This is a genomic window from Isoptericola sp. NPDC056618, assembly GCF_042792715.1.
GTDB lineage: Bacteria > Actinomycetota > Actinomycetes > Actinomycetales > Cellulomonadaceae > Isoptericola > Isoptericola nanjingensis.
In genome coordinates, this window is sequence record NZ_JBHTVZ010000001.1 from 1 (window position 1) to 12,763 (window position 12,763).

The 12,763-nt window shown below is 74.0% G+C and carries 11 protein-coding genes; 6 read left to right on the top strand and 5 right to left on the bottom strand.

Translation table 11 applies throughout. From position 1 onward, the window contains the following. Window positions 1-32: 32 nt before the first annotated feature. Together ACFQ8T_RS00005 and ACFQ8T_RS00010 are read right to left on the bottom strand one after the other, a co-directional pair. Window positions 33-314, bottom strand: a complete 282-nt coding sequence (locus ACFQ8T_RS00005; RefSeq protein ID WP_429763137.1) for an HU family DNA-binding protein — start codon at window positions 312-314, stop codon at window positions 33-35. Between the two features lie 230 nt (window positions 315-544). After that, window positions 545-1,258: a copper resistance protein CopC gene (locus tag ACFQ8T_RS00010; protein ID WP_430544522.1), complete on the bottom strand. Its 714-nt coding sequence runs from the start codon at window positions 1,256-1,258 to the stop codon at window positions 545-547. A gap of 88 nt (window positions 1,259-1,346) precedes the next feature. Here ACFQ8T_RS00010 and ACFQ8T_RS00015 point away from each other — a divergent pair, with 88 nt between their 5' ends. Then, a complete protein-coding gene (locus ACFQ8T_RS00015) occupies window positions 1,347-3,395 on the top strand; it encodes an NAD(+) synthase (RefSeq protein WP_430544523.1) in 2,049 nt (682 codons plus the stop codon). A gap of 13 nt (window positions 3,396-3,408) precedes the next feature. Here the strand turns inward: ACFQ8T_RS00015 and ACFQ8T_RS00020 are convergent, their stop codons facing one another. After that, window positions 3,409-3,996, bottom strand: a complete 588-nt coding sequence (locus ACFQ8T_RS00020) for a histidine phosphatase family protein (protein ID WP_430544524.1) — start codon at window positions 3,994-3,996, stop codon at window positions 3,409-3,411. A gap of 109 nt (window positions 3,997-4,105) precedes the next feature. On the opposite strand from ACFQ8T_RS00020, the gene ACFQ8T_RS00025 reads away from it, so the two are divergent. Both ACFQ8T_RS00025 and ACFQ8T_RS00030 read left to right on the top strand, forming a co-directional pair. Then, window positions 4,106-5,470 (top strand): AAA family ATPase, encoded by a 1,365-nt coding sequence (locus ACFQ8T_RS00025; protein ID WP_430544525.1) that lies wholly within the window; start codon window positions 4,106-4,108, stop codon window positions 5,468-5,470. Between the two features lie 41 nt (window positions 5,471-5,511). Then, window positions 5,512-6,765, top strand: coding sequence for an amidohydrolase (locus tag ACFQ8T_RS00030; RefSeq protein WP_430544526.1), 1,254 nt, complete (start codon window positions 5,512-5,514; stop codon window positions 6,763-6,765). Between the two features lie 3 nt (window positions 6,766-6,768). On the opposite strand, the gene ACFQ8T_RS00035 is transcribed toward ACFQ8T_RS00030, so the two are convergent. Next, entirely contained in the window at window positions 6,769-8,175 is a 1,407-nt protein-coding gene (locus ACFQ8T_RS00035; RefSeq protein ID WP_430544527.1) for a glutamate decarboxylase, read from the bottom strand. Between the two features lie 183 nt (window positions 8,176-8,358). Between ACFQ8T_RS00035 and ACFQ8T_RS00040 the strand changes: the two genes are divergently transcribed. Beyond that, window positions 8,359-8,976: a TetR/AcrR family transcriptional regulator gene (locus tag ACFQ8T_RS00040; protein ID WP_430544528.1), complete on the top strand. Its 618-nt coding sequence runs from the start codon at window positions 8,359-8,361 to the stop codon at window positions 8,974-8,976. A gap of 92 nt (window positions 8,977-9,068) precedes the next feature. Further along, entirely contained in the window at window positions 9,069-9,839 is a 771-nt protein-coding gene (locus ACFQ8T_RS00045; protein ID WP_430544529.1) for a glucose 1-dehydrogenase, read from the top strand. Window positions 9,840-9,843: 4 nt separating this feature from the next. Here the strand turns inward: ACFQ8T_RS00045 and ACFQ8T_RS00050 are convergent, their stop codons facing one another. Beyond that, window positions 9,844-11,880 carry a penicillin-binding transpeptidase domain-containing protein gene (locus ACFQ8T_RS00050; protein ID WP_430544530.1) on the bottom strand — a complete coding sequence of 679 codons (2,037 nt, stop codon included), beginning with the start codon at window positions 11,878-11,880 and terminating at the stop codon, window positions 9,844-9,846. Window positions 11,881-11,918: 38 nt separating this feature from the next. Here ACFQ8T_RS00050 and ACFQ8T_RS00055 point away from each other — a divergent pair, with 38 nt between their 5' ends. Continuing rightward, on the top strand, window positions 11,919-12,686 hold the full coding sequence (locus ACFQ8T_RS00055; protein ID WP_430544531.1) for a M15 family metallopeptidase: 768 nt from the start codon (window positions 11,919-11,921) through the stop codon (window positions 12,684-12,686). The last annotated feature ends 77 nt before the right edge of the window (window positions 12,687-12,763 follow it).

Below are 12,763 nucleotides of genomic sequence, written 5' to 3' on the forward strand. Positions count from 1 at the left end.
GCGCTGACACGACGCGTCGTGTCAGCGAAGGATCACTTCGCGACGGCCTTCTTCAGCAGCGAGCCGGCGCTGATCTTCACACCGAAGCCGGCCGGGATCTGGATCTCCTCGCCCGTGCGCGGGTTGCGGCCGGTGCGGGCCGCGCGCTCGACGCGCTCGACCGAGAGCAGACCCGTGACCTTGACCGCCTCGCCCTTGGCGAGCGACTCCTCGAGCACCTCCTGGAAGGCGCTGAGGAACTTCTCCGCGTCCGCCTTGCTGAGCTCAGCCTTGCCGGCGATGGCCGAGACCAGCTCGGACTTGTTCAGCGACATGTGCATCCCTTCTCCGGTTCACGACGCACGCGACCCGCGCGTCGTCACGTTCGTACGCCACCCCGGCTCGCGCCGGGAGGACGGGGAACACACTAGGGAACATCCGCGGATTCCTGCGACTTTTGCGCGCGTGGCGTGCCGGACACCTCGAATCGGGAACCTTTCGTGCACGCGATCTGTCCCGGTATCTGCCGCCATGGCGGGACAGATCGCGGGCTGGCGGGCATCCCTCAGGAGGTCGGGTCGCCGGGCGTGTCGCCCGGTTCGCGCGGTTCGCCCGTCGTGTGCGGCCCGTCACCGGCGTCGTGCGCGTCCTCGGCGGCACGGCGGCGCCGCTGCAGCAGGACGGCGGCCGCCACGCCCACCACCGCGAGCACGGCCACGGGGAACAGCCACGCCGTCGCCCACCCCGCCTCGCCGTCGGCGTCCAGGTCCACGCCCGGCGTGCCCCCGCCGTCGTGCACGTGGCCGGACGACGCCGTCGCGTCCTCGGACGCCGTCGGGCTCGAGAGTGTGCTCGACGGCGAGGCGCTCGGGGAGGCGCTCGGGGACGGCGACGCGGCGTCGACCGTGAACGCGAGCTCGCCCTCGATCGGGTGTCCGTCGGAGGAGACGACACGCCACGACACGTCCCAGTCGCCGCCGGGCAGGTCGTCGGGCAGCGCGGCGACGGCCTCGTCGCCGTCGACGGTGACCTCCGCCGGGACGGTGCCGTCCGGCGTCGTGACCGCCACCTGCGCGCCCGCGGCCAGCACGTCGGCGCTGAACACGAGGGTGAGCCGCGTGGGCACCTCGTCCACGGTGGCTCCGTCGGCCGGGTCCGAGGACAGGAGCCGGTCGTGCGCGCTGGCGGGCTGCGCGACGGCGACGGCGAGCACGGGGGTCAGCGCGGCGGCGAGCAGGACGGCGAGGGCGCGTCGGCGCCGCGCGAGGTTCGGGTGCACGGCCCGACCCTAGCGACCCGCCCGCCCGAGCTGTGGCGCTCGCCCTGACAAGTCTCGCGGGCACGGGCGGCGTTCCTACACTCGGGGGGTGGACTTCACCTCGGCCTACGCCCACGGCTTCGCCCGCGTGGCGGCCTGCACCGTCCCCGTCACCGTCGCCGACCCCCGCGCGAACGCCGCCGCGATCCTCGCCGAGGCGCGCGTGTGCCACGACGACGGCGTCGCGGTCGCCGTCTTCCCCGAGCTCTGCGTCTCGGGGTACGCGATCGACGACCTGCACCTCGCGGACACCCTCCTGGAGGCGACGTCGGACGCCCTCGCGGCGATCGTCGAGGCCAGCGCCGACCTGCGGCCGCTGCTGGTCGTCGGGGCGCCGCTGGAGGTCGGGAACCGGCTGCTGAACTGCGCCGTCGTCGTGCAGGGCGGCCGCGTGCTCGGCGTCGCGCCCAAGTCGTACCTGCCGAACTACCGCGAGTTCTACGAGAAGCGCTGGTTCGCGCCCGGCGACGACCGTCGCGGCGCCACGGTCACGCTCCCGTTCGCGGACGGGCCCGTGCCGTTCGGCCCCGACCTGCTGTTCGCGGCCGACGACGTCGCGGGGCTCGTCGTGCACGTCGAGGTGTGCGAGGACCTGTGGGTGCCCGTGCCGCCGTCGGCGGAGGCCGCGCTGGCCGGCGCGACGGTGCTGCTCAACCTGTCCGCGAGCCCCATCACGGTGGCGCGCGCGGAGGACCGGCGGCTCATGGTGCGCTCCGCGTCGCACCGCGGGCTGGCCGCCTACGCGTACGCGGCGGCGCAGGGCGAGTCGAGCACGGACCTGTCCTGGGACGGCCAGACGATGGTCTACGAGGTGGGCGACCTGCTCGCCGAGACCGAGCGCTTCCCCGACGGCGCGCGCCGCTCCGTGGCCGACGTCGACCTCGACCGGCTGCGCCAGGAGCGGCTGCGGCAGGGGTCGTTCGACGACAACCGTCGCGCGCTCGGCTCCCGTGTCGAGGGGTTCCGCACCGTCGGGTGGACCGTCGACCCGCCGGCGGGCGACATCGGCCTGCGGCGCAAGGTGGACCGCTTCCCGTTCGTGCCCGACGACCCGGAGCGCCTGGCGCTCGACTGCTACGAGGCGTACTCGATCCAGGTGGCCGGGCTGGAGCAGCGGCTGCGGTCGATCGGGCAGCCGAAGATCGTCATCGGCGTCTCGGGCGGCCTGGACTCGACCCACGCGCTGATCGTCGCGGCCCGAGCGATGGACCGGCTCGGGAGGCCCCGCACCGACATCCACGCGGTCACCATGCCCGGCTTCGCGACGTCGTCGGAGACGAAGGACCGCGCCACCCGGCTCGCCACGTCGCTCGGCGTCCACTTCGAGGAGCTCGACATCCGGCCGGCGGCCGAGCAGATGCTGCGCGACCTCGGCCACCCGTACGGCGCGGGCGAGAAGGTCTACGACGTCACGTTCGAGAACGTGCAGGCCGGGCTGCGCACCGACTACCTGTTCCGGCTCGCGAACCACCGCGGCGGCATCGTGCTCGGCACCGGCGACCTGTCGGAGCTCGCGCTCGGCTGGTGCACGTACGGCGTGGGCGACCAGATGTCGCACTACGCGGTGAACACCGGCGTGCCGAAGACGCTCATCCAGCACCTCATCCGGTGGGTGGCGGACTCCGGCCAAATCGAGGCGGACACGAACGCCCTGCTCCTGGAGATCCTGGGCCAGGAGATCTCGCCCGAGCTCGTCCCGGCCGGCGAGGGCGAGGCGCCGCAGTCCACCGAGGCCGCCATCGGCCCGTACGCGCTGCAGGACTTCACCCTGTACTGGACGCTGCGGCACGGCCTGCGGCCGTCCAAGATCGCGTTCCTCGCCTGGCACGCCTGGCGCGACCCCGACGCCGGCGAGTGGCCGCCGAACTTCCCGCACGACGAGCGGTCCGCCTACGACCTGGCGACCATCCGGAAGTGGGAGGTCACCTTCTTCCGCCGCTACTTCTCGTCCCAGTTCAAGCGCTCCGCCATCCCCAACGGGCCCAAGGTCGCCGCCGGCGGCTCGCTCTCCCCGCGCGGGGACTGGCGGATGCCGTCCGACGCGTCCGCCGCCGCCTGGCTCGCCGAGCTGGAGGAGAACGTCCCGACGACGGTGTGAGCCGGACGGCGACTCAGGGGCGCGCCGCCGGACCGAACCCCGTCCAGCGCAGCTCGGGCGGCAGGTGGCCCATGTCGTTGTAGACGATCAGCGACGTCGAGCGGTCGTCGCGGTACTCGATCGTCGTGAGGGCGGCGTTGCCGTACGACAGCCCCAGCCAGCTCTCCGGCGGGGCGGCGAGCGCGTCGCGCACCAGCCACGCGACCTGGAACGCGTGCGTGACCAGCACCTCGTGCGTCTCGACGTCGGCGGGGCGCGCGAACCGGGCGGTGAGGGCGGCGGCCAGGCGCGCTCCTTCGGCGGCCTCGGCGCGGTCCTCGCCGTCGAAGAAGCCCGCCCACGCGGGCGGGATCGGGTCGGGCAGGTACGGCACGTGGTCGACGAGCTCGGGCGCCTCGGCGACCGGGACGCCGGGGAGCTCGTCGCCCAGCACCTGGGCGGACCGCGCCGCCCGGGGCAGGGGCGAGTGCCAGACGGCGTCGACGGGCAGGGCTGCGAGGCGCCGGCCGGCGAGCTCCGCCTGCCGCTCCCCCAGGTCGGTCAGCTCGCCGAACGGGTCCGCGGCGCCGTGGCGCAGCACGTGCAGGTGTCGGGTCGGCATGCGCCGACGCTATCGGCTCGGCGTCGGTGCAGGCAGGGCGTCGGCGGCGGCGGATACGGTGCTGCGGGCCGTCCCACCGGGGGCGGCGGCAAGGAGCGCGGGGAGCGGTATGAGCGAGCGACAGCCTTCGAGGACGACGACGAACGGGGTCGCGACGCCCGAGCGGCAGCAGGACCGGCTCCTGTGGCCCCAGCTCGGCCCGTACCCGACCGAGGTCCGCGAGACGATCCGCGTGCTCGCGGAGATCCTCGGCGCCCCGCGCAAGAAGAAGAAGGGCACGCCCACGTCGAGCTCCGGCTGGGCGGCGCGGAAGCTCGGTGTGAAGAAGGCCGCCCTGTCGGAGGTCAAGCGCGCGCTCTCCGACTCGCAGCTGCTGCTGCACGGGCACGTCCTCGCCCGCTGGATGAGGGAGCACGAGGGCGCGGTCAAGATCCTCGGCCCCCACGGCAGCACGCCGGAGTGGCGGCCGCTGAGCCTCGGCGAGGACCACACCGTGTCGGTCCCGTTCCACCTGTCGGTGTTCTTCCCCGCGGGCACCCTGCGCGACGAGCCGGTCGCGATCCACATCTGCGGCGGTCACCCCGCCGACATCACCGTCTACGCCGGCAAGGGTCGGCGCGACCTCGCGGAGGCCGTCCTCGACGACTTCCTCGCCGCGCTCAAGGGCGAGGGGAACCCGTACCGGGGCCGGATCCTCCAGGTGTCGGTGAGCAGCTACGGCAACCAGGTCGGCTTCGAACCGGTGCCCGCGACGCACGAGACGCGCGCGGACCTCGTGCTCGCCGACGCCGTCTGGGGCGAGGTGGACCTGTTCCTGGCGTCCGGCACCACGCGCCGCGCCGACCTGCTCTCGCTCGGCCTGCCCACGACGCGCGGCCTGCTGCTCGCGGGCAAGCCCGGCGTCGGCAAGACGAAGCTCGGCCGCATCCTCGCGGCGGAGGTCGCCGGCGCGATGACGGTGATGATCGTGGAGCCGGACGTGCTGCGGCAGGCGTCGGAGAACCTCTACAAGGAGGTCGAGCGCCTCGGCCCCACCCTCGTCGTCATGGAGGACATCGACGGCGTCGCGCACGCGGAGATGCGCAGCTCGTCGGGGTTCTCCGAGTTCCTCAACGCGCTCGACGGCGCGCGCGTGCGCAACGACGTCCTCACGCTCGCGACCACCAACGACCCCGGCTCCCTCGACCCGGCGGTGAAGCGCCCCGGCCGGTTCGACACGATCCTCGAGGTGCCGCTGCCCGGCCAGGAGGGCCGCGTCGCCATCCTCGGGATCTACCTGCCGCGCCAGGGCGAGGGGCTCGACCTCGCCGCGATCGCCGGGAGCCTCGACGGCGCGACGGGCGCGGAGATCCGCGAGGTGGCGCGCCGCGCCGTCCTCGAGCACGGCATCGAGGGCCTGACGACGCGCCGCATCCTCGACATCACCGCGACCGGCCGCTGGAAGCCGGCCCCCGTCGTCGGGCACTACCTGTAGCCGCCTGTTCGGCGCTACGGTGCGACGGCATGATGGCGGGCATGACCTCTCCGATCCGCACCGCCCGCTCGTCCGTCGCGATCACGAACGGCTACGTCGTCCCGGTGGACGGCCTGCCCGTCGACGGCGGCACCGTCCTCGTCGTCGACGGCGTGATCCAGGCCGTCGGGGCGGACGTCGCGGTGCCCGACGGCGTGCCGACGCTCGACGCCGGCGGCCGGTGGGTGCTGCCCGGCTTCGTCGAGGCGCACGGGCACGTGGGTGTGCACGAGGAGGCCGAGGGCTGGGCCGGCGACGACACCAACGAGAAGACCGGGCCCGACGGCGCGCACCTGCGCGCGCTGGACGCGATCAACGTCGAGGAGGAGGGCTTCCGCGACGCCCTCGCCGGCGGCGTGACGTCGGTCGTCGTGAAGCCGGGGTCGGCCAACCCGATCGGCGGCCAGACGGTCGCGATCAAGACGTGGGGCGGGCGCACGGTCGACGAGCAGGTGATCAGCGACGCCGTCTCCGTGAAGTCGGCCCTCGGCGAGAACCCCAAGCGCGTGTACGGCGAGCAGAAGAAGGCCCCGTCCACCCGCCTGGGCGTGGCCGCCGTCATCCGGCAGGCGTTCCTCGACGCGCAGCACTACGTGGCCCAGCGCGACGCGGCGGAGGACAAGGGCGAGCCGTTCGCCCGCGACCTCGGCAAGGAGACCCTGGGGCGGGTGCTCGCCGGCGAGCTCGCCTGGGACCAGCACACCCACCGCGCGGACGACATCGCCACCGCCCTGCGGCTGGCCGACGAGTTCGGCTACCGCCTCGTCGTCAACCACGGCACGGACGGCGCCGCGATCGCGGACGTGCTCGCCGAGCGCGACGTGCCGGTGATCTTCGGGCCCATGCTCACGTCGCGCTCCAAGGTGGAGCTGCGCCACCGCGACATCGGGAACCTGGCGCGCCTGGCCGAGGCCGGCGTGCGCGTCGCCATCACGACCGACCACCCGGTGGTGCCGATCAACTTCCTCGTGCACCAGGCGTCGTTCGCCGTGAAGCAGGGCCTGGACCCGCAGGTCGCGCTCGAGGCGCTCACCGTGAACCCGGCGTCGTTCCTCGGCCTCGACGACCGCGTGGGCGCGCTGGCGCCCGGGCTCGACGGCGACGTCGTCGTCTGGTCGGGCGACCCGCTCGACGTGGGTTCGCGCGCCGAGCACGTCTTCGTCACCGGCACCGAGGTGTACACCTGGGACCGCGACGCCGACGGCGGGCGCGGCGCGGGCCGCGTGCGCGAGCGCGGGGAGCGCTTCGGCCGCTGACCGTCAGTGGATGAATCCGGTGCGCTGCCCCTCCGTGGGCATGGGGCCGGTGAGGGCGTCGAGGTAGCGGGTCTCCTCCTCGAGGTCGGCGAGGAACGACGCCGCGAGGTCCTGGCTGAGCCCGCTGCGCACGACGACGCGCTGCACGGTGACGTCGGTGAGGTCGTCGGGCATGGGATAGGCCGGCACGAGCCAGCCGCGCGTGCGCAGCCGGTCGGACAGGTGGTACAGGTTCCAGTTCTCCGTGTGCCCCGGCCTCAGCCGCCACGCGAAGACGGGGATGTCGGAGCCGTCGTTCCACAGCTCGAACGCGGGGATCTTCGCGACGCCGTCGGCGAGGAACCGCGCGACGTCGGACGACGCGTTCTGCACGGCCTCGTACCCGGCCCGCCCCAGCCGCAGGAACATGTAGTACTGCAGCAGCACCTGCGAGCCGGGCCGGGAGAAGTTCAGCGCGAGCGTGGGCATGTCGCCGCCGAGGTAGCTCACCCGGAACACCAGGCTCTCGGGCAGGGCCTCCTCGTCGCGCCACACCACCCAGCCGAGCCCCGGGTACACGAGGCCGTACTTGTGCCCCGAGGTGTTGATCGACGCGACGCGCTCCACCTGGAAGTCCCACACCAGGTCGGGCTGCACGAACGGCGCGACCATCGCGCCGGACGCGCCGTCGACGTGGATCGGCACGTCCAGCCCGGTGTCGGCCTGGATGCGGTCGAGGGCGGCGGCGATCTCGGTCACCGGCTCGTACATGCCCGTGTAGGTGACGCCGAGGATGGCGACGACGCCGATGGTGTCCTCGTCGACGTACTTCTCCAGGTCGTGGCCGTCGAGCACGCGGTGCTCCTCGCTGATGGGCACGTAGCGCGCCTCGACCTCGAAGTAGTTGCAGAACTTCTCCCAGCACACCTGCACCGCGCTGGACATGACGAGGTTGGGGGTGCCGACCGGCTTCCCGGCGTCGCGCCGGGCCTGCTGCCACCGCCGCTTGAGCGCCAGCCCGGCGAGCATGCACGCCTCGGACGAGCCGATGGTGGAGGTGCCCATCGCGTGGTGCGGGTCGGGGGCGTGCCACAGGTCGGCGAGCATGCGCCAGCAGCGGTCCTCGACGGCGGCCGTGGCCGGGTACTCGTCTTTGTCGACCATGTTCTTGTCCGCGGCCTCGAGGTAGAGGCGGGCGGCATGGTCGTCCATCCACGTGCCGACGAAGGTGGCGAGGTTGAGCCGCGCGTTGCCGTCGAGCATGGCCTCGTCGTGGACGATCTGGAACGCCGTCTCCGGCAACGACTCCCCCGCGGGGAGGCGGTCGCGCGGCACCGAGCGCGTCTCCCCCGGGCGGACGAAGACCGGGTTGAGCTCGACGTCCCCGCTGCGGACGCGGCGACGGCCGCTCCCTCGGGTCCTGCTGACCATGGCGCTCCCCCTCGACGACGGCGATGCGGCGCCTTCGAGACTAGGTCGGGGGCCACGGGCTCACTCCTGGGGAGGCGGGTGAAGTCGAGTTAGACGACACCTGTTGCCTAACTGGTTTCCCGAGCGTAATGTCGAGGACGTCGGGAGCGCCGCCTCCCGCGAGCCCGACGGGAGGTGCGCGGCATGGACAAGCGGGTCGAGCGGACCGCCGAGGCGCTGCGCACCGCCGTCCTCGACCTGGCCGCGGAGCAGGACGTCGCCGCCCTCACCGCGTCCGCCGTCGCCGCCCGCGCGGGCATCAACCGGGCCACGTTCTACGACCACGCCGCCAGCCCGGCCGACCTGCTGGCCCGCGTCCTCGGCGCCGAGCTCGACCGCATCCGCGCGGAGTTCGACGCCGCCGTGCGGCAGGTCGCCGGTCACGCCACCCACGGCGACGCCGAGCAGGTCGTCGCCCGGTACACCGGCGCGCTGCAGGCCCACGTCGAGGCGCACCTGCCCGTGTACGAGCGGGCCCTCGAGGGCGGCCTCAGCGCCCCGCTGGCGCGCCTGCTCGCCGATCACGTGGCCGGCACCCTCACCGACCACCTGCGCGCCCACCCCGGCCTCATGCCCCTGCCCCCGGGCACCCCCGCCGCCCAGGTCGACCGCTACGCCCGCGCGTTCGCGACGTACGTCGGGCTCGGCACCGTCGGCGCGCTCGAGGTCTGGCTCGCCGCTCCCCCGCCCCGCGACCCCGGGTTCTTCCCGCGCGTCGCCCACGACGCCCTGCCCGCCTGGTGGACCACGCCGTCCCCCTGACGTCCCCTCCGTCCCGGGACCGTCGCGTCCCGGGCGGGCAGGTGCACCCACCCGGTGCACGCACCACCGCAGAACCACGAAGGAGGGCCGACATGGCCGTCAGCACAGGAAGCCGCGTCCACAACAAGGTCGCGATCGTCACCGGCGGGACCGGCGGGATGGGCGTCACCCACGCCCGCGCGCTGGCCGCCGAGGGCGCCAAGGTCGTCGTCGCCGACCTCGACGACGCAAAGGGCGAGGCCCTCGCCGCGGAGCTGGGCGGCGACCGCACCGACGTCGCCCGCTACGTGCACCTCGACGTCACGAGCGAGGACGACTGGGCGAAGGCCGTCGCGTTCACGCTGGACGAGTTCGGCCGGATCGACGTCCTCGTGAACAACGCGGGCATCGCGAACGGCGGCCCCATCACCGAGTTCGACACCGACGCCTGGCGCCGGATCATCGACATCAACCTCACCGGGGTGTTCCTGGGGATCCGGGCCGTCTCGCCGGTCATGGTCAAGGCCGGCTCCGGGTCGATCATCAACATCTCGTCCGTCGAGGGGCTCCGCGGGAGCCGCGGCCTGCACGGCTACGTGGCCTCCAAGTTCGGCGTCCGCGGGCTCACGAAGTCGGTCGCGCTCGAGCTCGGGCCGCACGGCGTGCGGGTGAACTCCGTGCACCCCGGGTTCATCGAGACGCCGATGACCGCCGGCATCGACGCGGGCGACCTGCTCATCCCGCTCGGCCGCGGCGCGCGGCCCGAGGAGGTCTCCCAGACCATCGTCTTCCTCGCGAGCGACGAGTCCAGCTACTCCACCGGCTCCGAGTTCGTCGTCGACGGCGGGCTCGTGGCGGGCGTGCCGCACAAGCACGGCGCCTGACCGGTCACAGGCCCGCCAGGAAGTCCTTCATGAGCGGGCCGGCGGTGTCCGACCCGCGGTGGCCGTCCTCCACGAAGACGGCCACCGCGAGGTCGTCGACGATCGCGAGCATCCACACGTGCTGCTTCGACCCGTCGCCGTACTGCGCGGTGCCGGTCTTGGCACCGACGATGCCGGGCACGCCCTGCAGCATGTCCGCGCTGCCCTCGGTGACGACGCCGTGCATCAGGTCGCGCAGCACCGCCGCCTCGTCATCCGCCACCCCCGGCGTCGAGGGCTCCTTCGGGGCCTTCTCCGGCGCCTCCTCGTCGGCCGACGGCGAGGCGGAGGCCTCCTTCTCGTCGCCCGTCTCGTCGCGCACCAGCACGGGCTGCACCCGGTGGCCGGCGGCGACGCTCGCGGCGACCGTCGCCATCCCCAGCGGCGACGCCTGCACCTTGCCCTGGCCGATCATCGACGCCGCGTGCTCGGTGCCGTCCGCCTTCGCGGGCACGGCGCCCAGGAACGCAGGCACGCCCAGCACGGGCGTCGCCACCTCGTCGTCGACCAGCCCGAGGTCGGACGCCGCGGTCGCCAGGTCCGCCTGCGCCACCTTGTCGCGCTGCCCGATCATCGCCGTGTTGCACGAGTGCGCGAACGCCGTGCGCAGCGGCACCTCCCCGGTCGCCGACGCCGGGTAGCCGGGCACGTTGCCGAACGTCCGGCCGTCCACGGTGAGGTGCTCCGGGCAGGCGACCTTCGTGTCCGGGGTGATCCCCGCCCGCTGCATCGCGAGGGCGTCCACCACCTTGAACGTCGACCCCGGCGGGTACTGCCCGAGCGTCGCGGTGGACCAGCCCTCGCTGCCCGGCCCGCTCGCCGCGGCGAGCACCTCGCCGTCCGACGGCCGGATCGCGACGATCGCGCTGGCCGGGTCGACGTCGTCGAGCACGTTCTCCGCGAGCTTCTGGAGGTGCTGGTCGAGGGTGGTGGCCACCGGCGTGCCGTCCACGGCGTCCACGCGGTACAGCTCCCGGCCCTCGTCCGCGTCCTCCTCCGGCTCGCCGTCCAGCCCCACGTCGCCGGCGCCGGCCGGGACCACGCTCACGAGGACGCCCGGGGAGCCGGTGAGCTGGTCGTCGTAGGCGCGCTGCACGCCCGACAGACCCACCACGTCGCCGGCCTGCACCGCGCCGTCGGACTCCTCGATGACCTCCTTGGTCGCCTCGCCGACCCGGCCCAGGATCGGCGACGCGAAGGTGCTCGTCGGACCGAGCTCGAGGGAGTCCTCGACCGCCCGCACGCCGATGATGTCCTGCGCGTCCTCCACCGTGAAGTCCACGCCAGGGTTCTTCTGGCGGATGGTGATCGCCTCGACGAACGCCTTCTCCCCGGCCGCGTCGACGCGCGCGAAGAACTCGTTCGGCTCGAGGCCCACGAGCTGCGCGAGGTCGCGCGCCGCGGACTCCTGGCCGAGCCCCTCGACCGCCGTCTTGTCCACCCCGATGTGCCACACGCCCCGCTCGGTCATCATCGGCTTCCCGTCGCCGTCGAGCAGGTCGCCGCGGTCCGCCTCGAGGGTCTTGACCGTCAGCCGCTCGCCCGGCTCCAGGTCGGGCACCAGCACGTCAGGCCGCCACACCGCGCGCCAGGCCCCCTCGCCGTCGCCGCTCTCCGGCGGCGTGTAGGCGAGGTCGACGTCGGTGCTGTACTTCCACGTGACGGCGCGGCCCACCGGCCACGACCAGTCCAGCGTGGCCACCGCCGTCGTCGAGCCGTCCTTCGTGACCGGCTTGCCGACGTCGGCCACCGTCACCGTGTGCTCGCGCTCGCCCGAGGCGTCCACGAGCGGCTCCAGCACCTGGGTGAGCTGCGTCTGCACGTCGACGGAGCCGGGCGCCTGCAGCGGCAGGTCCTTCACGTCGCCCGCCCGGAGCGCGGCCGCGAGCGCCTCGGCGGCGGGCTCGGCGGACGGCGTGTCGGTCCCGGTGCACGCCACCAGGGACACCCCGACGACAGGTGTCAGCAGGACGGCGAGGGCGAGGCGGTGTCGGCGGCGCACCTTGGCGAGATTATCGGCTCCCTGGCAACCTTGTCGGCATGTCCCCCCGTGTCGCGGTCACGGTCCTGCATAGATTTCGTGGCGCTGCCGTGGCGGGCACGCTGGCGGGCGTGCTGACCGTCGCGGGCACCGTCGTCCCGGCGGGCGACGGGCGCGCCGCGCTCCCCGATCCGCGGCCCGGCGGCGCGCCGCTCCTGAGCCGCACGTGGGCGCCGGGCCACGACCCCGCGGACCCGACGGTGCTGGTGAACAAGACCCACCCCGTGACCCCGGCGGACTGGTCGCCCGACGACCTCGTGCGCCCCGACGTGGCCTCCCTCGGCGAGCACGACCTGCTGCAGGCCGACGCCGCGCGGGCCCTGGAACGCCTCGCCGCCGACGCGGAGGCCGCCACGGGCCACGAGCTCGTCCTCGCCTCCGGCTACCGGTCCGCGGACTACCAGCGGCGGCTGTACGCCCGGTACGTCGACGCGCACGGACGCCGCGCCGCCGACGCCTTCTCCGCGCGCCCGGGGTACTCCGAGCACCAGACGGGCCTCGCCGCCGACGTCGCCGAGGCCGGCACCCCGTACACCGAGTTCGGGCGCACCCGGACCGGGCGCTGGGTGGCCACGCAGGCGTGGCGCCACGGGTTCGTCGTCCGCTACCCGGAGGGCCGGCAGGCCGTGACCGGCTACGCCCCGGAGCCCTGGCACCTGCGCTACGTCGGCACAGGCCTGACCGTCCCGATGCGCCTCGCCGGCACCACCACCCTGGAGGAGGCCTTCGGCGTCGACCCGGCGCCCGACTACGCCTCGGCGAGGTAGCCCCCTCCCGCCGACGTAGCACGGACTGTGCCGGGGTAGTACGGACCGTGCCGAGGTAGTACCGGGCCTGGGGCACG